This is a genomic window from Mumia sp. zg.B53, from assembly GCF_019550935.1.
In the GTDB taxonomy this organism is placed as follows: domain Bacteria; phylum Actinomycetota; class Actinomycetes; order Propionibacteriales; family Nocardioidaceae; genus Mumia.
On sequence record NZ_JAHWCK010000001.1, the window covers coordinates 1 to 21,198 of the forward strand.

Sequence of the window (21,198 nt, forward strand, 5' to 3'; positions counted from 1 at the left end):
AAGGGCTCGAAGGTGCTCAAGCGGGTGACGCTCAAGCCGGGCCGGCGGTCGTACACGGTGCGGAAGTCGGCGCTGCGTCGCGGGAAGCTCACGGTGACGGTACGGGCGAAGACAGCGAAGGGCTGGAGCCCGAAGGCCGTCAAGCGTTTTCGGGTTCGGTAGAGGGGAGAAGCGAGATGATGAGGACCACACGAGTGGTGACCGTGGCAGTGACCGCGGTCGCGATGACAGGGGCAGCACTTCTCGGCGCGACGTCAGCGTCCGCGGACACCGTCGACTACGGGCCTGACCGGGTGATCCGGCCGGTGCCTGGGTTCAACTCCGCGGCGGGTCTCGCCGCGCGGTCCGACGGGACGGTGTATCTCGCCGACTTCCGACCAGGCGCAGACGCCGTCTGGATCTTCGGGCCGTCAGCCGACGGGGTGCAGCGCCGTACGCGGACCATCGCCGGAGCGAAGGCGGCTCTCGGAGAGGTCGCCGACGTCGGCGTCGACGCGGCAGGACTCGTCTACGTCCTGTCCGAGGACGACCGCGTGTCGGTGTTCCGGAGAGGTGCGTACGGCGACGTCGCTCCGATCCGAACCTTCGACACCGGCGAGTTCTCGAGTCACCTTGCGGTGTCGCGAGACGGCAAGGTCGCCGTCGCCCACGATGCCCTGGGTGAGGTTGCCGTGTACGCGGCGGGTGCCTCGGCCGGTGCGACTCCCGCGCAACTCATCACCGGCCCGCGGACCGGGCTGGGCGAAGGTGTGACGGAGCTGGCGTTCACGTCGACCGGTGCACTGTGGGTCGATGCCGACGACGTCCTGCGCGCCTTCGCGGCCGGGGCGACAGGCGACACGCCGCCGCTGCGGAGCCTGACTCCCGTCACGGGCGCCGCCGGCGGGGTCAGCGACGTCGCGGTCGATGCCAAGAACCGCCTCTACGTGGCGCAGTCCTACGACGGCTTGGGCGGCAGCGGGACGGTCGTGAACGTCTTCCCGGCCGACGCGCGTGGTGAGATCCGCCCGATCCGGTCGCTGGAGGGCTCGCGTTCCCGGTTGAGCACCGTCGAGACCGGGGCGCAGATCGCGGTCGACGGACGGGGAGAGCTGGCCGTCACCGGGTATCCGCGTGACGACGTGCTGGTGTTCCGGACGTTGTTTCCGGGGCGTCCGTCGGTGGTGCGGTCGGTGCGGGTCACGGGGAAGGCGTCGGCGAAGAAGCGGACGGTGCGGTGGAGGAAGCCGGCTGATGACGGTGGCCGCGACGTCCGCTCGTACAAGGTGGTGTTCCGTAAGGGCTCGAAGGTGCTCAAGCGGGTGACGCTCAAGCCGGGCCGGCGGTCGTACACGGTGCGGAAGTCGGCGCTGCGTCGCGGGAAGCTCACGGTGACGGTACGGGCGAAGACAGCGAAGGGCTGGAGCCCGAAGGCCGTCAAGAAGTTCCGGTTCGGTAGGGGGAGGGAAGACGAATGAGGACAAGACGATCGATCGCCGCCGCGGGGAGCATCGTGCTCGTCGCGGGCGGTGTGACCATGGCAGGAGCGAGCGCCGCGGACGCAGACACCGTCGACTACGGCCCGGGCCGGGTCATCGGTGGCTCGCGCGCCCAGGTCGAGAACGCTCAGGCGGTGGGGATCGCTCCCGACGCGACGACGTTCGTCGCCCGGGCGCTCTCCGACCGCGTACGCGTCTTCGGTCCCCGTGCAGACGGCAACGTCAGTCCGTCTCACGTCGTGGCTCCGGGGCCCGCAGGAGACGAGGTGGACATCGACCTGGCGTCGGATGGCTCGGGCAACACCTACATGCTCAGGTCCATCATCGAGGGCGAGGCGAACGTCCTCACGTATGGCCCGCGCTTCTCGGGGACGAACCCTCTGAGGCGCCTTTGGGTTCCGACCTACTCCCGAGCGTTGGCCGTCTCGCCGAGGGGTGATCTGGTCGTGGCCACGGCGAACGAGCTGTGGTTGTACCCGCCGGGGGCCACGGACCAGGAGGACGTCGGTGTCATCCTCGTGGACCAGGTCCCCGGGCAGCCTGCGGGCGGCGTGCGGGACGTCGCTGTCGACCGTCGGGGCTGGATCTGGGCGGCGACTGCCAACGGCGTGCTCGGGTTCGCGCCCGGCGCGACGGGCGACGTCGCTCCGGCCGCGCGTATCTGGGGGTCTCGTACGGGCCTCAGGGCGCCGCGCCACGTCGACGTCGACGCGGCGAACCGGGTGTACGTCACAGATGCGGCACGCCGGAGCATCAGCGCATTCGCACCGACGGCGAACGGCAACGTCCGCCCGCTGCGGGTGCTGCGCGGCACGAAGGCGAGCATCAACCCGCGTGAGGCGGCCGTCGCACTGAACGGTCGGATCGTCACGACCCGTGGGTCGCGGGCGATCCAGGTGTTCTCGACGATGTTCCCGAAGCGACCCTCGGCCGTGCGCTCGGTGCGGGTCACCGGGAAGACACGCGCGGCGAAGCGGAAGGTGCGCTGGGCCAAGCCCGCCGACAATGGCGGTGGAGCGGTGCAGAAGTACAAGCTGGTATTCCGCAAGGGCTCCAAGGTGGTCAAGCGAGTGACGCTGAAGCCGGGACGGCGGTCGTACACGGTGAAGAAGTCGGCCTTGCGCCGCGGGAAGCTCACCGTGACGGTCCGTGCGAAGAACATCAGCGGCTGGAGCCCGAAGGCCGTCAAGAAGTTCCGCGTGCGCTGAGCGCCATCGCCGGCGTCGTCCGCGAGTCAGAGCTCGCGGACGACGCGGGCCGGCGTGCCTGCCGCGAGGACCCCGGCGGGGAGGTCTCGCGTGACGACCGAGCCCGCGGCGACGACGGTGTCGCGGCCGATAATGACGCCGGGGCAGACGATGACGCCCCCGCCGAGCCACACGTTGTCGCCGATCACGATCGGAGCAGCCGACTCCCACTTGCCGCGCCGCGGGCCGGGCTCGAGCGGGTGCGTCGCCGCGAGCAGCTGGACGTACGGGCCGATCTGCACGTCGTCACCGATCGTGACGGTCGCGACGTCGAGGATCACGAGCCCAAAGTTCGCGAAGGTCCGTGCTCCGATCGTCGTGTGGTGCCCGTAGTCGACGTGCAGCGGTGGCCGGATCACACTGTCCTCGCCGAACCCTCCGAACAGCTCCGACAGGAGCTCGCGTCGCCGCTCGCGGTCGGTGGGGTCAGCCGTGTTGGTCGCGTGCGTGAGGCGTAGAGCGCGTTCGTGGTCGCGGATGAGCTGCGGGTCGTCGGCGACGTAGAGGTCGCCGGCGAGCATCCGTTCGCGCATCGAGGGTTCGCGGTGATCGGTCGGGTCGGTCATGTCGGAAGGGTGGGACGGGTCGGTCGGCGCGGTCATGCGGACCACCGTACGAGGCAGCGGTCGGCACCGTCGTGGCGTTCGTCCGTTCTGGGTTAGTCGATGAGCACGGGCACGGCCTCGTGCGTCGTGAGCGCTACGGGCACGCCATCGGTGGTGATCGTCTGCCCGAGCGTCTGGGTCGGGCCGCCGCTGACGGCGTAGCTGATCGTGAAGGTGACGTCGACGCGAGGGCGGTGGGTGCGGTCGGCCTTTGCGTATCGGTGGGTGACGTCCAGAGCTGGGTAGGGGCGACCCGGGCCCGTGGTGGCGGTCGTCGCGCCGTCGCCGAAGTGCCAGGTGTATCGGCTCGCGGTCCCTGTCACGTGTACGCGCTGGCCGAGGATCGTCACTGTCCGGTCGAACGCCGGCGGCACGGTCGAGAACACGGTGTCCAGGTTGACGAGGGTACGGTCGGCGGGCTGGATGCTCAGCGACGCCTTCGGTAGGGGTAGGCGACGGACTTCGCGAAGCACATCGCCGGGCGTGATGACCGGCGCGACGGAGCCGGCTCCGCCCGGTTGCCCGCCCCGGCAGATCGTCCCCGAAAGCTGCCACTCGCCACCCGGTTCCCGACGCCACACGTTGAATCGGATCTGTTCAGGAGGACAGGTGTAGGCGGCGCTGCAGGTCGCGTCCGTGCCGGCGCCGGGGGTGCAGGTGGGTTCGTAGCGGTACTCGGTTGCCGGGGCAGCCTGCCCCGGTGATCCGTCACCGGAGCCGTCCGGATTCGAAGCGTCGCCACCGCGCTGTTCACGGTCCTCAATAGCAACGTGATCATGCGGATCGTTAGGCATGACGTCAGGCGGGCCAGCAAGCGCGAGTGCGAGAAGTAGCGGGCCGAGACTCATCGCGGAGTATCTTGCTCGCTGAGCAGGTCCACGGCCCATTGGGCGTTCACCCAGTTCAGTCGGTAGATGTCGTGATAGGTCGATGCCTTGACCCTCTGATGTGGAGCGTTTTCTGAGACGCGATAGCGATGTGAAGCGGTCAAGACGTCTACCGTGACGTGGAAGTCACCCTTCACCAATTGGCTGCTCGTGACTCTGGGCCTCCAGCCTGGGCTCTCAGACGTGCCGCCGTCCCGATAGATGGTTTCGTACCGTTCAACAAGCCGCGCACATGCTCCGCAGTTGTTCGTTGCCGCCGCAGCGAGTGCTCCCGTGTCCCCGCTGACTGCGGCGTAGTTAATGAGCGAGACGTAGTACTCGACGAAAGCGGCGGCGCCTTGGGCGCTGTGCTCTTGAGCCTCGGGCGGGATCGTCGGCGGAGCGAGCGTCGGGGTGGGGGAGGGCGTCGCGCGCGGAGAGGCAGAGGACGGCGGATCGCTCGGGTCACCGCCGGCCGGGTCGCCTCCCGTGCACCCCGCAACCGCAAGCAGGACAAGGCCGGCGAGGGCCGCCCGGGCGTACGTCATGGCGAGAAACGTAGTGGCACCGCGGGTTCACACGGAAGGCGTCGTCCCACGGCTTGTGGAAGACCCGTGCGGTGTCCCCGGCAGGTGGTTGACTTCGGTTCATGGCGCACCCGGTGATGTTCAGCGACGACGACCCCGGCCTGGCCGAGCTGCGTGAGATCTGCCTCGCCTTCCCGGGTGTGGAGGAGCGCGTCTCGCACGGCCGGCCGACGTTCCGGTGCGGCAAGATCTTCGCCGCGTTCGGAGGCTCCGAAAAGCTGCGCCCGGGTGAGCACCGCCAGGTGCCCAGTGCGCTCATCGTCAAGGTCGACGAGTCCGAGCTCCCTGCGCTCGACGACGACGAGCGGTTCTTCGTCCCGGCCTACTACGGCCCGTTCGGCTGGCGCGCGCTCGACCTCGCCGCAGCGGATGTCGACTGGAGCGAGGTCAGGGAGCTCGTCGACGCCTCGTTCCGGCTCATCGCCCCCAAGCGCCGCGTCGCGGAGGCCGACGCCCGCTCTCAGGAGGCGTGAAGGCACAACGCCTAGGGTTCGGAAGGTGACCTCCGACGACTTCTCGTCGCGCCTCGCGACCGTGGACCCCGCCGCCTACACCTCGGCGGACCTTCTGGTGTGGGTCCTTGCGCTCGCCCTGGCCGTCGCCGCAGTCGCCAACCCGCTGTGGCGCCGTACGAGCGTGGTCGTCACCGTCGCGCACGAGCTCGGGCACGCGTTGGGCGGAGTGTTCGCCGGCCGCAAGCTGACCGCGCTCCGCGTACGCCTCGACGCATCCGGCGTCACCCACACCCGCGGCAAGGCCAGCGGCTTCGGCATGGTCGTGTGCGCGTGGGCGGGCTACCCGGCGCCGGCGATCGCGGGACTGCTCGCCGTGCTCGTGGCGGTGAAGGGGTGGGCGGCGCCGGGCCTGTTCGTGATGGCCGTCGTGTTCGTCGGCTGCCTGCTGTGGGCGCGCAGCGCATTCACCGTGCTCGTGCTGCTTGCGTGCGCAGGCGCCTCCGCCGCCCTGTGGTGGTGGGCTCCGCCCGTCGTCCAGAGCGGCGCCGCCGTGGGCGTCGGTGCGTTCCTGCTCCTCGGCGGCCTCCGTACTCTCGCCGACACCTGGCGCAGCCGCGCCTGGCACCGCAGCCGCGGTGAGTCCGACGCGGTGGCGCTCGCGCTCCTCACGCGGATCCCGGCCACCATCTGGCTGGCGTCGTTCTGGCTCGCGACGGCAGCATGCGCCGGGGGAGCGGCGTGGATGCTCGTCGACACCGTCGAGCGCGTCGTCGGCTGAGGCGGGGTCAGCGAGACCTCATCACCTCGATGATGCTCGTCCAGCCGTCCTTGCCGTGCCCGGCGGCGATGGCCCGCTCGTAGTACGAGAGGACCGCCCGCGGCAGCGCGGTGTCGACCCCTGCGGACTCGCTCGCCCCGAGGATGTGCGCCGCCGTCGCGCCCATCATCGTCGCCGTGCTGAGGTCACCCGGATGGACACCGTCGTCGAACGCGGCGGCGCCGGTCTCGCTCAAGCCGGTCATCGCGTCGGTGGTCGCCAGCGTGACGAGAGCGTCAGGGAGGAACTCGGCGGCGCTGACCCCGGCCGTGCCGACCAGCGTCACCGCGTGCGCGATCCCGGACAGCGCGGTGAGGAAGACGTCGAGGTGCGCCTGGTAAAGCAGCTGCGCAGCACCCGGATCCTCGCCGACGTAGCGGGGCGTGCCCAGCAGCCCGAGCGTCTTCTCGTACGAGGCGAAGACGTCGGCGGGTCCGCTGTAGTAGACGTACGCGTCCTCGCCGCCCAGCATCGGAGGCGGCACCATGACGCCTCCCACGAGGAACACCGCCCCGTGCGCCTGGGCCCACCGGGCTGCCTCGTGCGTGGCGTCGGGAGTGTCCGAGCTGAGGTTGACGAGTGTCCGTCCGGCGAGCGCGTCGGATTCGCCTCCGAGGATCGCGTCCATCGCCGCGTAGTCGGTCAGGCTCAGCACGACGAGCTCGCTGGCCACCAGGGCGTCCGCCGGTGTCTCGGCCCGTCGCGCACCCTCGGCGACGAGGGCGTCGGCCCGCGACCGCGTACGGTTCCAGACCGTCACCTCGCGGCCGGCGGCGAGGAACAGGCGCGCCATCGCCTGTCCCATCGGACCGAGCCCGATGACGGTGACCTTCTCCTCCGCCGCGCTCATCGTGCCGCTCCCGTCGGGGCCGGGTGAGCGATGCTCTCGTACAGCCGGGCGAACCCGTCCTTGCCGTGACCCTCGTCGATCTGCCGTCGGATCAGTCCCTGGACCACCGCCACGACGTCCGGCGCGACACCGGCGTCGACGCTCGCCCGGACCATGCCCGACAGGTCGGAGAACGCGAGGCTCTGCTGCCCCGCGCCACCGTAGTCGCGACCGTCGACCACCGCGGCGTACTCCCGGAACGACGGGACCATCGCCGAGACGAACGGCACGGCACTCTCCGCGAACGCGCTCGCCGAGATCCCGGCGGTCGTGACCATCGCCGCGCCGTGGAGGAAGCCCGCGAACATCGTGTACATGCCGGCGAGCAGGGCCAGGTCGTACAGCGCCGCGACTCCCGGGTCCTCGCCGAGGTACGGGCTTGCGCCCCAGGTCTCGAGCACGGCGCGGTGCTCCTCGTACGCGGCAGGCGACCCGCTGTAGAGGATCTGCGCGCCCTCGCGGCCGATCATCGGCGGCGTGGCCATGATGCCGCCGTCGAGGTACGCCGCGCCGTGGGCGTCGGCCCAGGCGGCAAGTGCCCGCGACTCCTCCGGGGTGGTCGTCGTGACGTTCACGAGGGCACCGCCGGAGAGCGCGTCCGCGACCGGCTCGAGGACCTCGCGCATCGAGGCGGCGTCGAGCAGGCACACGACCACGAGCGACGAGGCGGTCACGGCGTCGCGGACGGACGTGGCTTCGATGGTGCGGTCGGGATCGAGGTCGTCGGTGCGGCCGGGCGTACGGTTCCACACCGTGACGGGGTGGCCCGCGGCGGCAAGCGTGGTCGCGAGAGCGCGACCCATGTCCCCGAGGCCGAGTACGGTCACGGGGGAGTGGTTGGTGGAAGTCATGCCTTCCACGATCGCGGCCGAGGCTGCCTCGCGGAAGAACGCACTTCGATGTGAGGTTCTTACCTTCACGTAAGCGGTGCGCCGGCCGACGCACCGAACGACGGGGGACCCGATGACTGGCAGCACGGTGGAGACAGCGAAGCCCGACACCCGACGACGCGGACCGTACGTCTGCGGGCTCGACGCCGCGATGGACGTCGTCAGCGGCAAGTGGAAGGCCCTCATCCTCTGGGAGCTCCACGCCCACGGCACCCGGCGCTACGCCGAGATCCGGCGCGGCCTGCCCGGGGTGAGCGACAAGGTACTCGCACAGCAGCTGCGCGAGATGGAGACCGACGGGCTGCTGCACCGCGAGGTGTTCCCGGAGGTGCCGCCGCGCGTGGAGTACTCGTTGACCGAGCACGGGGTCTCGCTCAACGCGGCCCTGTCCTCGCTCGGCGACTGGGGCAGGACGCGCATCGCGAGACTCGAGGCGGAGACGGTCTGAGCAGTCGTCCTGGCCCCTCGTTTGCCCAGGTCAGAGCGTTGTTTGGGGACGCGTACGAGGGATGGATCGGGGCACCCCTGGTGTTGTACAGGTAACACCGAAGGAGGGTCCCTCATGCACACCGGCTCGGAGCCCAAGAAGGCGCTCAGCGCGTACGGCATGCGGCTCGCCCTGTCCCTGGGCGGGTTCGTCGTCTTCGCCGCGCTCGCGCTGTGGGGACTGCTGCTCCCTGATGCCCCCGACGTGATGGTCGTCCTCGGCCTGGCGTCGGCCGTGATCGCGGTCGTCGCCCTCGTGGACACGGCGGTCATCGTCCGCAAGATGCGCAGCCGCAGGTCGCGTCGCCCCGCGTGACCATGCGACACGCCGCGCCGTACCCGCCAAACACCGTCTGACCTGCAACGACAGAAATGTCGGTCCGCGGAGTGAAGATAAGTTGCATGGGCTTGCGGCGGACGCGTACGGTAGCCACTACATCTAGTACTTACACGGATGTAGTTATCCACATCTAGTCCACAAGGACCAGTGGCGAACCCCACAGAAGACTGGTGGTTCTCCACATTCCGTCCACAGCGAGAGGAGCTCGGGATGCACTGCCCGTACTGCCGGCACACCGACACCCGAGTCCTCGACAGCCGTGTCGCCGACGACGGCGGAGCGATCCGTCGTCGCCGGAGCTGCACCGCGTGCAACAAGCGCTTCACGACCGTCGAGCAGATCCAGCTCACGGTGTGCAAGCGCTCGGGTGCCACGGAGCCGTTCTCGCGCGACAAGGCCGTGAGTGGAGTGCGCAAGGCGTGCAAGGGCCGCCCTGTGGACGAGGACGACCTGGCGCGACTCGGCCAGCAGGTCGAGCACGCGCTGCGTGCGGCCGGGGGAGCGGAGGTGAGCTCGCACGAGGTGGGGCTCGCCGTGCTCGAGCCCCTCAAGGCGCTCGACAAGGTCGCCTATCTGCGGTTCGCCAGCGTCTACAAGAACTTCACCGACGTGTCGGACTTCGCGGACGAGATCGCGACGCTGATGGTGGCCGACGCCAACCACGAGCTCGCCGCGGAGCAGCACTCCGCCGGCAGCTGAGACTCACCAACACATTCACGGGGACACGGGGAGAAGGGGCACACGATGACGGAGACGGTCAGTGGACCGAGCGGGGCTGCGCGCGGGCGCAAAGCCACCAAGCGTGCAGGCAAGGGCCTCACGATCAACCGGGTCTACACGACGGAGGGCGTGCACCCGTACGACGAGGTGACGTGGGAGCGTCGCGACGTCGTGCAGACCAACTGGAAGACCGGAGCCACGGTCTTCGAGCAGCGCGGGGTGGAGTTCCCCGACTTCTGGAGCGTCAACGCCTCCACGATCGTCACCACGAAATACTTCCGTGGCGCCGTCGGCAGCGACACCCGTGAGCAGAGCCTCAAGCAGCTCCTCGACCGTGTCGTCCTGACGTACGCGAAGGCCGGCAAGGACAACGGCTACTTCGCGACGGACGTCGACGCCGAGATCTTCGAGCACGAGCTCACCTACATGCTTCTTCACCAGGTCTTCAGCTTCAACAGCCCGGTGTGGTTCAACGTCGGCACGTCGAGCCCGCAGCAGGTCTCGGCCTGCTTCATCCTCGCCGTCGACGACTCTATGGACTCGATCCTCAACTGGTACAAGGAAGAGGGTCTGATCTTCAAGGGCGGCTCGGGCGCCGGCCTCAACCTCTCCCGCATCCGCTCCAGCAAGGAGCTGCTGCACTCCTCGGGCGGTACGGCGTCGGGTCCGGTGTCGTTCATGCGCGGCGCCGACGCGTCCGCGGGCACCATCAAGTCGGGCGGCGCGACGCGTCGTGCGGCCAAGATGGTCGTGCTCGACGTCGACCACCCCGACATCGAGGAGTTCGTGCAGACGAAGGCGCGCGAGGAGGACAAGATCCGTGTCCTCCGTGACGCCGGCTTCGACATGGACCTCGGCGGGCACGACATCTCGTCGGTGCAGTACCAGAACGCCAACAACTCGGTCCGCGTGACCGACGAGTTCATGCGTGCGGTCGAGGAGGGCTCGGAGTTCGGGCTGCGTGCTCGCACGACCGGCGAGGTCATCGAGACCATCGACGCCAAGAAGCTCTTCAAGGACATCGCGCAGGCGGCCTGGGAGTGTGCCGACCCGGGCATCCAGTACGACTCGACGATCAACGACTGGCACACGACGCCGGAGACGGGCCGGATCACCGCGTCCAACCCGTGCTCCGAATACATGCACCTCGACAACTCGTCGTGCAACCTGGCGTCGCTGAACCTGCTGAAGTTCCTGCAGGACGACGGCTCGTTCGACGTCGACACGTTCGTGAAGTCCGTCGAGCTGATCATCACCGCGATGGACATCTCGATCACGTTCGCCGACTTCCCGACCGAGGCGATCGGTGACACGACGCGCAAGTTCCGTCAGCTCGGCATCGGCTACGCCAACCTCGGTGCGCTCCTCATGGCGTCGGGTCTCGCGTACGACTCCGACGGCGGCCGTGCGTTCGCCTCGGCGATCACGTCGCTGATGACGGGCACCTCGTACCGTCGCTCGGCGGAGCTCGCCGGTGTCGTCGGCCCGTACGAGGGCTACGCCCAGAACGCTGAGCCGCACGCTCGCGTGATGCGCAAGCACCAGGCCGCCAACGACGCGGTCCGCACGATGCACGCGATGGACATCGCCGTGCACCGTGAGGCCACGAAGCAGTGGGCACAGGGCATCGAGATCGGCACGAAGCAGGGCTGGCGCAACGCTCAGGCGTCGGTGCTGGCTCCGACCGGCACGATCGGCTTCATGATGGACTGCGACACGACCGGCATCGAGCCGGACTTCTCGCTGGTCAAGTTCAAGAAGCTCGTCGGTGGCGGCTCGATGCAGATCGTCAACCAGACGATCCCGGTCGCGCTCAAGAAGCTCGGCTACACCAACGAGACGATCGAGGCGATCGTCGAGTACATCGCCGAGCACGGTCACGTCATCGACGCGCCGGGCCTGAAGCCTGAGCACTACGAGGTCTTCGACTGCGCGATGGGGGAGCGGTCCATCAAGCCGATGGGTCACGTCCGGATGATGGCGGCGGCGCAGCCGTTCCTGTCGGGCGCCATCTCCAAGACGGTCAACATGCCGGAGGCGGCCACGGTCGAGGAGATCGAGGACATCTACTTCCAGGGCTGGAAGCTCGGCCTCAAGGCGCTCGCGGTCTATCGCGACAACTGCAAGGTCGGTCAGCCGCTCTCGTCCGGCAAGGGCGAGAACAAGGGTGTCGACTCCAACGCCGCCAAGCCGGCCGAGGTCGTCGAGACCGTCAAGACGGTCGTCGTCGAGAAGCCGATCCGCAAGCGTCTCCCCAAGACGCGGCCGTCGCTGACGACGTCGTTCACGGTGGGTGGCGCCGAGGGCTACATGACCTCGGGCTCGTACCCGGACGACGGTCTCGGCGAGGTGTTCCTCAAGCTCGGCAAGCAGGGCTCGACGCTGGCTGGTGTGATGGATGCGTTCTCGATCGCGGTGTCGATCGGTCTGCAGTACGGGGTGCCGCTCGAGACGTACGTCCAGAAGTTCACGAACCTGAAGTTCGAGCCGGCCGGTCTGACCGACGACCCGGACGTGCGGATGGCGCAGTCGATCATGGACTACATCTTCCGCAGGCTCGCGCTGGACTACCTGCCGTTTGAGGTGCGGTCGCAGATGGGCATCCACTCGGCCGACGAGCGCCAGCGCCAGCTCGATACCGGGTCTTACGCGCCGGTGGAGGAGGAGGTCTCGGAGTCGGAGTCGCTGAAGACGAAGCCGTCCGAGTCGGCTCCTGCCGTCACCGCTGCGGCGGAGGCGGAGATCGAGCGTGAGGCGCAGGTCGACGCGGCCGATGCGGAGATCGTGGCCGAGTCGGCTCGTCCGGCGCCGAAGCAGGCGCACACGAGTGCGGAGCTGCTGCAGGTGATCTCGGGTACGGAGGTCGACGCGCCGCTGTGCTTCACCTGCGGCACGAAGATGCGGCCTGCGGGCTCGTGCCACGTGTGTGAGGGCTGCGGAGCGACGAGCGGTTGCAGCTGAGGCATGACTGAGTGAGTGGGGCGGTCCCGTACGGGGCCGCCCCACTTGCTTTTTGCTACCGCAGTGCCCATCGCGGCTGCGCTCGCGTCGGTGCCGGGCCGTGTCAGTGCGTGAGGAGACGCTCGGCGAGGAGCGCGATGCCGACCACGACCATCGCGACTCCCGACACGCGCGTGAGGACGCGCGAGGCGGCCGGTCGCGCGCCGAGCACGGCGCGGGCGCCGAGGCCGAGGGCCGTGTAGAAGAGGCCGCAGGTGGCGACGAACGGGAGGCCCAGGGTGCCGAGCTGTACGGGTGCCGACCACGTCCCTCGGGGGTCGGTGAACTGCGGGAGCATCGCGAGGAAGAGCAGGAGGCCCTTGGGGTTGAGCCCGCTGACTCCCATGCCGCGCAGCATCCAGCCGCGCCAGCCGCCCCTCGGCACAGAAGCGGGGGAGGCCTGCGCGGCGCCGGGGTCGGAGAGCACTCGCCAGCCGAGGTAGATCAGATAGGCGGCTCCGACGAAGGTCAGGACGTCCAGGACGGGCGGGGTCTGCGTGACGAGTGTGCCGACGCCGGCGGCGACGAAGCCGGTCAGGACGACGTAGCCGAGCATGAGGCCGCCGACGGCAGGGAGGACGACGCGGTCGCGGATCCCCGAGGCGAGCGTGAATGCCCAGTCGGGGCCGGGGACGGCGATCAGGGCGAGCGTCATCACCCAGAAGGCGAGGACCAGGCTCATGCTCATCAGTCGAAAGTACGCCGGAAATGTCCGAACGTGTTCCTGTCTCTTCCCTCAGAACGGGGGAGTGGTGGAATGATCTTGCCGATGGACTCCATAGACCGGAAGATTCTTGCGGTGATGCAGACGGACGGGCGTCAGAGCGTCACCGAGCTGGCGGTCGAGATCGGCCTGACGGTGTCTCCGACCCACCGCCGGCTGCGGGACCTTGAGCGGACCGGCGCCATCCGCGGTTACCGCGCCGTCATCGACCCGGTCGCGCTCGGGTTGACGTTCGAGGCCCTCGTCTTCGTCACGATGAAGCAGGAGGACCGGGACACGCTCCTCGGCTTCGAGGCGGCCGTGCAGGAGATCCCGAACGTCGTCTTGGCGCAACGCCTGTTCGGGGACCCCGACTACATGCTTCGGGTGGTGACCACGGACCTCGCGGCGTACGCGCAGCTAGAGGACGACGTCCTCTCCGCGATGCCCGGAGTGCTCCGCATCAACTCGACGCTGGTCATGAAGCACGTCGTTAGCGACAGGCCGCTCCCGGCGTAGGGAGTGTGGCTCGGCGCGTGGCAGTACTGAAAGTGACAGGCCCAGGCCTCGTGAGGACCACGCCGCACAGCTGGCCACACGGTGGTCGTGAGCACCGAGGAGAGTGTCCGGTGTCAGCGGCTCCAGCGGCTCCAGTTCGGCGCGCACACGCCGGCGCCCGGGCTGTACGTCCGGGAGGGGAGACGCGAAGCCCGCCGCTTGTGACGCGTGCTTCGAGCGTTGGGATGCGGCGATCGCGGCTGGATAAGCGATCGAGGGCACCGGCCGGAACGCACGTTCGCTCCTTGTGACGAATAGCGGTACTACTCCGTTGGGAAGGCGCCCGATCCCATCCCGGGTAGAGTGAATGAGGTGATCGAACAGGTCGTTCGACCTTCCTTGTCGGCCCGGAGCGCGGACCTCACGTTGTCAGTAGCCCGCGCCCGGCAAAGCGTCGGGTACGCAGGATCCCTCGTACGAGGGATTTCTCAGAGCGGCAAAGTTCCTCTTTCTGACCCCAGCTATCTAATGGTCGTCGGATGGTGACCGCGTCGGACGACGTCGTCGAGCGAATCACATTGGCTCCCGACGCCGGACTCGTCAAGAGCCTTGGTGCGAACCACACACTAGAGTCAGCGATTGCCGACCTCGTCGACAACAGTATCGACGCCGGGGCAGCCCGAGTCTCGATCCGGCTCCTAACTCGCAACGATCGCCTGAGCCAGGTGGAGGTCCTGGACAACGGTAAGGGCATGGACGCCGCAACCATCAACTCGGCGATGACCATCGGCCGGCGGCGGGACTACGCCCAGGGAGATCTCGGACACTTCGGGATGGGATTAAAGGCGGCCTCATTCGGGCATTGCGACGCCCTCACCGTGTGGTCCATGAGCGACAGTGCCACCCCGGTCGGTCGGCGAATTCGGCGCGTCGACTTCTCCAAGGATTTCACGTGCGAAGTGTTGTCTTCCGATGCGGCAACTAAACACACGTCCCACCGAGAGGCCATCCTCGGCTCGCGGAAGGGAACGTCGATCGTGTGGACCGTCATTCGCAACGCATACCGAGGACGAAATCAAGTCGAGGCGCGTAGCTGGTTGGCAGCTCGTAACGAGGCGCTCCGATCGCACCTTGGCGTAACGTTCCACCGCTTGCTCGCGGCCAATCGACTCGAGATTGACGTGCTGGTCGACGAACTCGGGGAAGCACTTACCGAGCCAGGAGTCCCGATCTTGCCGATCGATCCGTTCGGGTACGCGGTCTCCGGGCATCCCGAGTACCCCAAGGACCTAACCGCTAAGGCGGGAGAGACGCGGGTAAAGCTGACGTGCCATATCTGGCCAGCCAAGGTCGACGTCACGGGATTCCGCATTGGCAACAAGAGGGGCGAGCAGTTCCAGGGGTTCTATATCTACCGGAACGATCGGCTGCTGCAGGTTGGCGGCTGGTGCGACACCGCGACGCCGACGCGTGCGCGTCAGCTCGCGCGCGTAGTGTTGGACGACACGAAAGCCATCGGTCCGTTCCTGACTATGAACCCCGAGAAGAGCGGGTTGAAGTTCGAGCCTGCCTTCCACGACGCGATCAATAGGGCCGAGGCTGCGGACGGCACGACCTTCTCGACTTTCCTCCAGGATGCGGAGGCGGTGTACACAGAGGCCAACAAGCGGAAGCGTCGGCGCAAGCCCGCTATCAAACCTGGCAAGGGCATGGCGCCCCCGGTTCGCAAGCGCATCGGGTCCGAACTGGCGTTTCTCGGCGGAGATGCACTAGATCTCAAATGGAGGCGTATGCCGGTCGGTGATTTTCTCGAGGTGGATCATTCCAGCAAGACCTTGTGGCTCAACAATCGTTATCGGGAATTGTTCGCCCCCGATCGCGGGAGCCTGAACGATGCCCCGGTTCTCAAAGCGCTGCTTTATCTGTTGACTCACCACGTGTTCGAGGGCCAGCACCTCGGGGCGCGGGATAAGGATGAGATTGCCCTTTGGAAAAGCGTCTTGGGGGCGGCTGTTGTCACCGAGGAACAAATGCGTGGCGGCCGAGGTGCCAGCATATGACGGTTTCGCCTGACGATGCTCGACATCTGACCGTCGCGACCCTGGATGAGTTGTGGAACAGCGGTTCACCCATGGTGTTGCCCATTCGGGGCGAGCCAGCCTGCCGACTACGGCTCGACCCCAAGAACCGTCTCATCACGTTGGTGACGCCATACGAGAGCCCTGAGCCGGATGTCGCAAATCTGAAGAATATCGGCTTCTGCGGGGTCTCAGACGGGGAGGATGAATTCGCCGAACTCACTGTCCGGATCGAGGACAGCGTGCACGGGGCTTACGCGCTTTTCGCAACCGTCGTCGATGGGCTTCAGATCGATAAAATGCCCCTTGCGGCAGCTGTCGCCGCGGGCCTGGCTCGTCATCGGCACGTACTTGCGAGCCGTGGCCCCATGAGCACCGAGAAGGAAGTCGGGCTGCTGGGAGAGTTGCTCTTTCTGGAGTTCCTCATCCATCAGATCGGTGCGGGGCCTGCCACAGCCGCTTGGCAGGGACCACTGTCGGAGGAGCACGACTTCACATTCGACTCGGTACACGTCGAGGTGAAGACAACGAGCAGCGACCGCCGCCGTCACGTAATCCACGGCCTCGATCAGCTTGTGCCTCTGAATGGGGTTCCACTTAGTGTGTTGTCGATTCAGCTCACCAGAACTACCCCGCAGAGCGGCCGAACGCTCTCCCAGGTCGTCGCCCACATTCTGAAGACAGCGCGTGGCCATCGGGTCGCCGTCGAGACGAGGTTGACGAGCGTTGGGTGGCAGGCCGATGACGCGGACTTGTACCCGACCTTCTGGACCCTTCGCTCCCAGCCGCGCGCCTACAGTGTCACGGGCGACTTTCCCGCAATAACCCCAGACTTGATAAGTCCCGTCGTACCCAACTTCCCACTTCTGTCGGACGTCTCCTACACAGTGGACCTGACCGACCTGCACTACGACAGCCTTCCTGACCCCATGCGTGAGTACGTGGAGTCAAAGATGGGCCAGCAAGCATGATTGGTCAACGCCCGGTATGGGCGGACGCTTTCGCGAATGCATTCGGTGCTCTGAAAAACCAGCAGCCAGCGCCGCTCGGTCCGCTGTTGACCGTGCTGGCTGGCACGCCGGTCGGCGATGCAGAGGTCGCCGCATTTATCCAGCAGGCAGATGAGAACGATGCGGCCCTGACCCAAGCCCGCATGGCACTGGCGAAATGGGACAACCAGGATGAGGACCGGGAGCGGGACGGTGTTGCGGGGTCGCCTCGCACGCAGGAACGCCGAGCCTCGATCTACGCGAGGCTCGAACTCTCGGCCGATGTTGCGGCCGCGTTCACGGCGAGGGTCGAAGTCTTCGAGGTCCCCGCGATCGTGATCTCTAAGGTGTTCGAGCCTTGGTACCCGATAGAGCGGAAGCTGCGGAGCGATGTCTACTGGGACGACTATGAGTCGTACCTCCGCGATGTGAAGAAGTGGCCGGCTTCCTCCATCTCATCGCTGGAGGAAACGACGACTGAGGTGGTCGAACGGCTCAGCCGTCCGACGCGGCTCGAGGCAAAGCAAACCAAAGGGCTGGTCGTCGGCTACGTCCAGAGCGGGAAAACTGCGAACTTTACGGGCGTCGTCGCCAAAGCGATCGACGTTGGCTACAGGCTCGTTATTGTCCTCACCGGCACCATCGAGATCCTGCGCGCCCAGACCCAGCGGCGCCTGGATATGGAGCTCATGGGTGTCGAGAACATCCTGGCTGGCCAGGACCCGAACGATCCCGCCGTGGCGAAGGAGCTCGACTACCAGCAGGACGATGAGTGGAGGGCAGGACGCTTCGTCAAGCATGGTGAGTCTCTTAACCTGCCGGGCGTCGTGGAGATTTCCCGCATGACGAGTCACCGGAGCGACTACAACCGCCTCCCCCAAGCGATGACCAGGCTGAGGTTCGCGCGCAAAAACAAGCAGAAGCCTCTCAATGCCGAAGAAAACCTCTTCCACTCAGATGCCTACGTAGCGGTCATCAAGAAGCACCCCACGCCGCTGAGAAAGCTGATCCAAGACCTGAAGCCGCTTAAGAACGACCTCGCCGAGTTGCCGGTCCTGATCATCGACGACGAATCCGACCAGGCATCGGTCGACACTACGAATCCGGCCAAGTGGAAGAAGGGGTCGGCCGAGCACCGCAGGCGGACGACGATCAACAGGCTCATCACCGAGATTCTAGCGATCTGCCCGCGTGCGCAGTACGTCGGATACACGGCGACCCCGTTCGCGAACGTCTTCATCGATCCCGACGACGAACGCGACCTATTCCCAGCAGACTTCGTTCTGTCCCTCCACCGCCCGCCCGGTTACATGGGCGTGCAGGAGTTCCACGACGTCGGCAAGCGCTGGGACGATGAGAGGAAGACTGTCGCCAATTCCAACGAACTGGCGCACGTCCGGTCGCTCGTCGGCGATGCCGACACCGACCCTGGCGGACGTATCGAAGAACTGCAGGGAGCACTCGACGCGTGGGTTCTCTCGGGCGCAGTAAAGAAGTACCGCGAGGCCAACTCAGACCTCGAGTATCGGCATCACACGATGCTCGTGCACGAGTCGGTCAAGCGGGATGACCACGCCGACACGGCCGCCGACGTCCGTTCGATCTGGCGTAAAGCCAAGTTCAACTCGTCAGAGGGTTTCGTGCGCCTGAAGAAGCTTTATGATAATGACTTCTTGCCTGTCATGGAGGCACGTGCGACTGGCGCACCGATTCCAACTTTCTTCGACGAATTGAGGCCTTTTATCGGAAGGGCGCTCGCCGAGATCACTATTGACGGTGACCCTGTGCTCATTGTCAACTCTGACAAGGAGATACAAGCACAGCAGAAGAAGCTCGACTTCGAGGCGGACAAGGTTTGGAGAATCCTTGTCGGAGGTGCGCAGCTCAGTCGAGGGTTTACCGTTGAGGGTCTCACGATCTCCTACTTCCGCCGTAAGGCCGGACAAGCCGACACGCTCATGCAGGCGGGTCGTTGGTTCGGCTTCCGTTCCGGCTATCAGGATCTCGTGCGGCTCTATATTCGTCGGGATGCCCATGTTGATCTCTATGAGGCATTCGAGGCACTCTTGATGGACGAGGAGGCGTTCCGGGCAGAACTCAACCAGTATGCAGGGTTTGATGACAATGGCATGCCACTGTTGGAGCCTCGCCACATCCCGCCACTCGTGAGTCAACACCTTCCGTGGCTCAAGCCGACCGCTCGGAACAAAATGTGGAACGCGGTCATCGCGAGCAAAGCGCCAGCCGACGTCCAAGACTTGTATGGCCTGCCGGAACGCGGAAGCGAAGAGAATAGGTCTAACTTCGACGGTGTCGTTGTGCCGCTCCTAGAACACGCGACCAAGGAGGTGAGGCTTCCATACGAGCTTGACGGGAAGTCGGGGTTCCAGCGCGCCCGGGTGGGTCTTATCGGAGCCGCCGAGTTCATCTTCCTCTTCAACAAGCTTGCGTGGAACACCGATTATGACGCCAACATCAACGCCTTCCGCGAGTTCATCGAGCGAGCCACCCGCGACGAGAAGATCACCGACTGGGCGGTTGTATGGCCATGGCCCAACGATGGCGGACGTATGATCGATGTCCCGGAACTTGGCGGAGATGTTCCGATTGTCAAGCGGAAGCGTCGCGCTGGCCGGGCCGACTTCGTCGGCTCGGATCGCAAACATCGTGCCGCTGCGAGGCCCATCGCTCGCGGCGGGGCGGAAGCCCAACTGGGCGCGTCCTCGACAAGGGGCGTCGTCCTGGTATCAATCGTCCCGGACCGGGAGCCAGACGATGCGACGGAACCGGTCGAGCGCAAAGACTTGGTCGGATTGATATCGATCGCCGTACCGGCCAAGGCAGTTCCCCGAAACCATCTGATCCAATGGACGGTTATCAACTCTGCCAAGCCACACGATGTGGCGGTGGATCAGCCTGTCTGATGGCGCCCCGGAACGGGCGCGACCAACCGACAGCGGGTGAAGAAGGTCGCCGCTCTCGTGCCAGTGCGCGGGCGAAACAGTTAGCAGCTGCGGCAATCATGCCTGATTTGGTGCCAGCACTGGCTGGTTGATGGGGAAGGCAGCGGCGCCAAGCAGATTGGCGACGCTGCGATTTCTGCGCTCGCTGCTCGAACACTCGTCAGACTGTCCCGAACCCGGCGTTCTCCTCTTGCACGCGGCGACTGCGGCCCCCTACGCACGCGCACGCCGGGGGCGGGGGACCCGAGTGCCTCCACGTCGTCGCGGCGAGAGCTAGTCGCTCGCGCACTTGTCCGTGTACCTAATCGGATGCTGCTCACGCTAAGACCGCGGCGAGCCTGCCTGGTCGGCCCGGCTTTCGTTGCCGCGCTTGCTTTCACGCCGGTGCTGGCGCGCTTCAGCAGATTCAGGTCCAGAACGCGTCGAGACGCTGCGGTAGCTTCGGCGCTGCGACGACGGGCTCGTCTGGTTGAGCCCTCGCCCACCGTTGCTCTGCCACGCTGAAGAATGGACGACTATCGGTCGCCTCCACTGGCACCACTCGGGTGGCGATCCACTCGCCTTTGACCGGAACCGGCAGGCGCAGCGCCTTCGCTACGTGCGGGTGTGATTCTTGGTGCCCGAGAACCAGCAGCCCTTCATCGCGAAGGTTCAGCCGTGCGTCGCGGGCGCGCTTGGGAGCATCGTCCTGCTGAGCCACTGTGAGTACAGTCTGCCGACTGACAATCGACTCCTGAACTTCACGGAAGAGCTGGTTGACGCGCGCTTGACCTGAGCGGGGAAACGAGAAGATGCGATCTCGCGCTGGTGTGCTCAGATGCAGCAGCAGGTTTCTCGGAAGGTCGTTCTGACGGCCGCCCCACAGCCAGTAGATGCTGGCCGCCGACGCGTCCGCCAGCCTTCGCTTGTTGTCCCGGTTGTACGCCCGCCCGACTTCGCCGGTCATCTTGTCGGTCCGCCAGCGAAGAAGGTCGTCGGTGATCGTGATGAGTCCGGCAGCCCATCTGCTGGTGTCGTCGTTGAGCCAGGTCAAAAGCGCTGCGTGGTCCGCCTTGCCCTGTCGACCCTCATGATCCGCGCAGCGGTACATCTCCATCGGGATCTCCCAACCGCCGAGATCCTTCGAGAACTTGCAGTCGACATCTCTGCCCGCGATTCGCCAGTCGAGGTCGTCACCATCTGCGAAGTCGAACTCTTTTGTCAGGTTCACCTCTACCGCCGTGCCGAGGTAGGTCTTCTCAGTCTTGGAGAGCTGCTGGTAGGCCCATCGTCCCGTTCGCTGACCGTCGAGCAGTTCGTCAAGTGAGTCGCGCAGGGCCCAACGAAACCGCTCGCGTGCGTCGGGCGCCGTCTCGAACCACTCGATGATCTCTGTCAGCGGCCTCGGCACGCTTAAGCTTCGGCCGCTGTGGATAGTCCATGCGGCCGGGGCCTTACCCATGGGCGCCCTCGGCGCGGCGTGGGTGCGGAAGAGGTTCCGGCGGCGACGGATCGCCCGCGCACGCGAGTCCTGTGTCGGTGTTTTCGGGTGATCCTCGAGGGCAAGGGTGTCCTGATTCACGAGGGCAGTCTGTCAGTCGGTGAGCG

General features: G+C 66.5%; 19 protein-coding genes. 12 read left to right on the forward strand and 7 right to left on the reverse strand.

Annotated features, from left to right (window positions below):
- Positions 1 to 179 precede the first annotated feature (179 nt).
- A complete protein-coding gene (locus KV102_RS00005; protein WP_220344909.1) occupies positions 180 to 1,457 on the forward strand; it encodes a hypothetical protein in 1,278 nt (425 codons plus the stop codon).
- Positions 1,454 to 2,686 (forward strand): hypothetical protein, encoded by a 1,233-nt coding sequence (locus KV102_RS00010; protein ID WP_220344910.1) that lies wholly within the window; start codon positions 1,454 to 1,456, stop codon positions 2,684 to 2,686. Before KV102_RS00005 ends, KV102_RS00010 begins: the two co-directional genes overlap by 4 nt.
- 26 nt (positions 2,687 to 2,712) lie before the next feature.
- Here KV102_RS00010 and KV102_RS00015 read toward each other — a convergent pair whose 3' ends face one another.
- The 3 genes from KV102_RS00015 to KV102_RS00025 are packed head-to-tail and all read right to left on the reverse strand — an operon-like array spanning position 2,713 to position 4,744.
- Positions 2,713 to 3,327, reverse strand: a complete 615-nt coding sequence (locus KV102_RS00015) for a sugar O-acetyltransferase (protein ID WP_304610783.1) — start codon at positions 3,325 to 3,327, stop codon at positions 2,713 to 2,715.
- A 56-nt stretch (positions 3,328 to 3,383) separates the two neighbouring features.
- Positions 3,384 to 4,124, reverse strand: a complete 741-nt coding sequence (locus tag KV102_RS00020) for a hypothetical protein (RefSeq protein ID WP_220344911.1) — start codon at positions 4,122 to 4,124, stop codon at positions 3,384 to 3,386.
- A gap of 50 nt (positions 4,125 to 4,174) precedes the next feature.
- Complete coding sequence (locus tag KV102_RS00025; RefSeq protein WP_220344912.1) at positions 4,175 to 4,744, reverse strand: DUF6318 family protein; 570 nt, start codon at positions 4,742 to 4,744, stop codon at positions 4,175 to 4,177.
- A 101-nt stretch (positions 4,745 to 4,845) separates the two neighbouring features.
- Here KV102_RS00025 and KV102_RS00030 point away from each other — a divergent pair, with 101 nt between their 5' ends.
- Both KV102_RS00030 and KV102_RS00035 read left to right on the forward strand, forming a co-directional pair.
- Positions 4,846 to 5,256 carry an MmcQ/YjbR family DNA-binding protein gene (locus tag KV102_RS00030; RefSeq protein ID WP_220344913.1) on the forward strand — a complete coding sequence of 137 codons (411 nt, stop codon included), beginning with the start codon at positions 4,846 to 4,848 and terminating at the stop codon, positions 5,254 to 5,256.
- Between the two features lie 25 nt (positions 5,257 to 5,281).
- The gene (locus tag KV102_RS00035; RefSeq protein WP_220344914.1) at positions 5,282 to 6,016 is read left to right on the forward strand and encodes a M50 family metallopeptidase; all 735 of its coding nucleotides are present in this window, start codon (positions 5,282 to 5,284) and stop codon (positions 6,014 to 6,016) included.
- 7 nt (positions 6,017 to 6,023) lie between these two features.
- Here KV102_RS00035 and KV102_RS00040 read toward each other — a convergent pair whose 3' ends face one another.
- Both KV102_RS00040 and KV102_RS00045 read right to left on the reverse strand, forming a co-directional pair.
- On the reverse strand, positions 6,024 to 6,905 hold the full coding sequence (locus tag KV102_RS00040; RefSeq protein ID WP_220344915.1) for an NAD(P)-dependent oxidoreductase: 882 nt from the start codon (positions 6,903 to 6,905) through the stop codon (positions 6,024 to 6,026).
- Complete coding sequence (locus tag KV102_RS00045) at positions 6,902 to 7,795, reverse strand: NAD(P)-dependent oxidoreductase (protein WP_220344916.1); 894 nt, start codon at positions 7,793 to 7,795, stop codon at positions 6,902 to 6,904. Before KV102_RS00045 ends, KV102_RS00040 begins: the two co-directional genes overlap by 4 nt.
- A 112-nt stretch (positions 7,796 to 7,907) precedes the next feature.
- Between KV102_RS00045 and KV102_RS00050 the strand changes: the two genes are divergently transcribed.
- From KV102_RS00050 to KV102_RS00065, 4 genes are all read left to right on the forward strand, one after another.
- Positions 7,908 to 8,282 carry a helix-turn-helix domain-containing protein gene (locus KV102_RS00050; protein WP_304610784.1) on the forward strand — a complete coding sequence of 125 codons (375 nt, stop codon included), beginning with the start codon at positions 7,908 to 7,910 and terminating at the stop codon, positions 8,280 to 8,282.
- Between the two features lie 114 nt (positions 8,283 to 8,396).
- On the forward strand, positions 8,397 to 8,636 hold the full coding sequence (locus KV102_RS00055) for a DUF6343 family protein (RefSeq protein ID WP_220344917.1): 240 nt from the start codon (positions 8,397 to 8,399) through the stop codon (positions 8,634 to 8,636).
- A gap of 234 nt (positions 8,637 to 8,870) precedes the next feature.
- On the forward strand, positions 8,871 to 9,359 hold the full coding sequence (gene nrdR, locus KV102_RS00060) for a transcriptional regulator NrdR (protein ID WP_220341425.1): 489 nt from the start codon (positions 8,871 to 8,873) through the stop codon (positions 9,357 to 9,359).
- Between the two features lie 45 nt (positions 9,360 to 9,404).
- On the forward strand, positions 9,405 to 12,341 hold the full coding sequence (locus KV102_RS00065; protein WP_220344918.1) for a vitamin B12-dependent ribonucleotide reductase: 2,937 nt from the start codon (positions 9,405 to 9,407) through the stop codon (positions 12,339 to 12,341).
- Positions 12,342 to 12,444: 103 nt separating this feature from the next.
- Here KV102_RS00065 and KV102_RS00070 read toward each other — a convergent pair whose 3' ends face one another.
- Positions 12,445 to 13,068 carry a LysE family translocator gene (locus KV102_RS00070; RefSeq protein ID WP_220344919.1) on the reverse strand — a complete coding sequence of 208 codons (624 nt, stop codon included), beginning with the start codon at positions 13,066 to 13,068 and terminating at the stop codon, positions 12,445 to 12,447.
- A gap of 81 nt (positions 13,069 to 13,149) precedes the next feature.
- Between KV102_RS00070 and KV102_RS00075 the strand changes: the two genes are divergently transcribed.
- The 4 genes from KV102_RS00075 (at position 13,150) to KV102_RS00090 (ending at position 19,572) form a co-directional block, all read left to right on the forward strand.
- Complete coding sequence (locus tag KV102_RS00075; protein WP_220344920.1) at positions 13,150 to 13,602, forward strand: Lrp/AsnC family transcriptional regulator; 453 nt, start codon at positions 13,150 to 13,152, stop codon at positions 13,600 to 13,602.
- A gap of 518 nt (positions 13,603 to 14,120) precedes the next feature.
- Positions 14,121 to 15,641, forward strand: coding sequence for an ATP-binding protein (locus KV102_RS00080; RefSeq protein WP_220344921.1), 1,521 nt, complete (start codon positions 14,121 to 14,123; stop codon positions 15,639 to 15,641).
- On the forward strand, positions 15,638 to 16,630 hold the full coding sequence (locus KV102_RS00085) for a PD-(D/E)XK motif protein (protein WP_220344922.1): 993 nt from the start codon (positions 15,638 to 15,640) through the stop codon (positions 16,628 to 16,630). The genes KV102_RS00080 and KV102_RS00085 overlap by 4 nt, the downstream gene beginning before the upstream one ends.
- A 92-nt stretch (positions 16,631 to 16,722) precedes the next feature.
- Positions 16,723 to 19,572: a Z1 domain-containing protein gene (locus KV102_RS00090; protein WP_220344923.1), complete on the forward strand. Its 2,850-nt coding sequence runs from the start codon at positions 16,723 to 16,725 to the stop codon at positions 19,570 to 19,572.
- Positions 19,573 to 20,017: 445 nt separating this feature from the next.
- On the opposite strand, the gene KV102_RS00095 is transcribed toward KV102_RS00090, so the two are convergent.
- Positions 20,018 to 21,172, reverse strand: coding sequence for a NaeI family type II restriction endonuclease (locus KV102_RS00095; RefSeq protein WP_220344924.1), 1,155 nt, complete (start codon positions 21,170 to 21,172; stop codon positions 20,018 to 20,020).
- Positions 21,173 to 21,198 lie beyond the last annotated feature (26 nt).

What these genes read in the sequence shown, in the direction of transcription:
- KV102_RS00005 (WP_220344909.1), top strand. Translation starts at nt 180, where the DNA reads ATGAGGACCACACGAGTGGTGACCGTGGCAGTGACCGCGGTCGCGATG.
- KV102_RS00010 (WP_220344910.1), top strand. Translation starts at nt 1,454, where the DNA reads ATGAGGACAAGACGATCGATCGCCGCCGCGGGGAGCATCGTGCTCGTC.
- KV102_RS00015 (WP_304610783.1), bottom strand. Translation starts at nt 3,327, where the DNA reads ATGACCGCGCCGACCGACCCGTCCCACCCTTCCGACATGACCGACCCG.
- KV102_RS00020 (WP_220344911.1), bottom strand. Translation starts at nt 4,124, where the DNA reads ATGCCTAACGATCCGCATGATCACGTTGCTATTGAGGACCGTGAACAG.
- KV102_RS00025 (WP_220344912.1), bottom strand. Translation starts at nt 4,744, where the DNA reads ATGACGTACGCCCGGGCGGCCCTCGCCGGCCTTGTCCTGCTTGCGGTT.
- KV102_RS00030 (WP_220344913.1), top strand. Translation starts at nt 4,846, where the DNA reads ATGGCGCACCCGGTGATGTTCAGCGACGACGACCCCGGCCTGGCCGAG.
- KV102_RS00040 (WP_220344915.1), bottom strand. Translation starts at nt 6,905, where the DNA reads ATGAGCGCGGCGGAGGAGAAGGTCACCGTCATCGGGCTCGGTCCGATG.
- KV102_RS00045 (WP_220344916.1), bottom strand. Translation starts at nt 7,795, where the DNA reads ATGACTTCCACCAACCACTCCCCCGTGACCGTACTCGGCCTCGGGGAC.
- KV102_RS00050 (WP_304610784.1), top strand. Translation starts at nt 7,908, where the DNA reads ATGACTGGCAGCACGGTGGAGACAGCGAAGCCCGACACCCGACGACGC.
- KV102_RS00055 (WP_220344917.1), top strand. Translation starts at nt 8,397, where the DNA reads ATGCACACCGGCTCGGAGCCCAAGAAGGCGCTCAGCGCGTACGGCATG.
- nrdR (WP_220341425.1), top strand. Translation starts at nt 8,871, where the DNA reads ATGCACTGCCCGTACTGCCGGCACACCGACACCCGAGTCCTCGACAGC.
- KV102_RS00065 (WP_220344918.1), top strand. Translation starts at nt 9,405, where the DNA reads ATGACGGAGACGGTCAGTGGACCGAGCGGGGCTGCGCGCGGGCGCAAA.
- KV102_RS00070 (WP_220344919.1), bottom strand. Translation starts at nt 13,068, where the DNA reads ATGAGCATGAGCCTGGTCCTCGCCTTCTGGGTGATGACGCTCGCCCTG.
- KV102_RS00075 (WP_220344920.1), top strand. Translation starts at nt 13,150, where the DNA reads ATGGACTCCATAGACCGGAAGATTCTTGCGGTGATGCAGACGGACGGG.
- KV102_RS00080 (WP_220344921.1), top strand. Translation starts at nt 14,121, where the DNA reads ATGGTGACCGCGTCGGACGACGTCGTCGAGCGAATCACATTGGCTCCC.
- KV102_RS00085 (WP_220344922.1), top strand. Translation starts at nt 15,638, where the DNA reads ATGACGGTTTCGCCTGACGATGCTCGACATCTGACCGTCGCGACCCTG.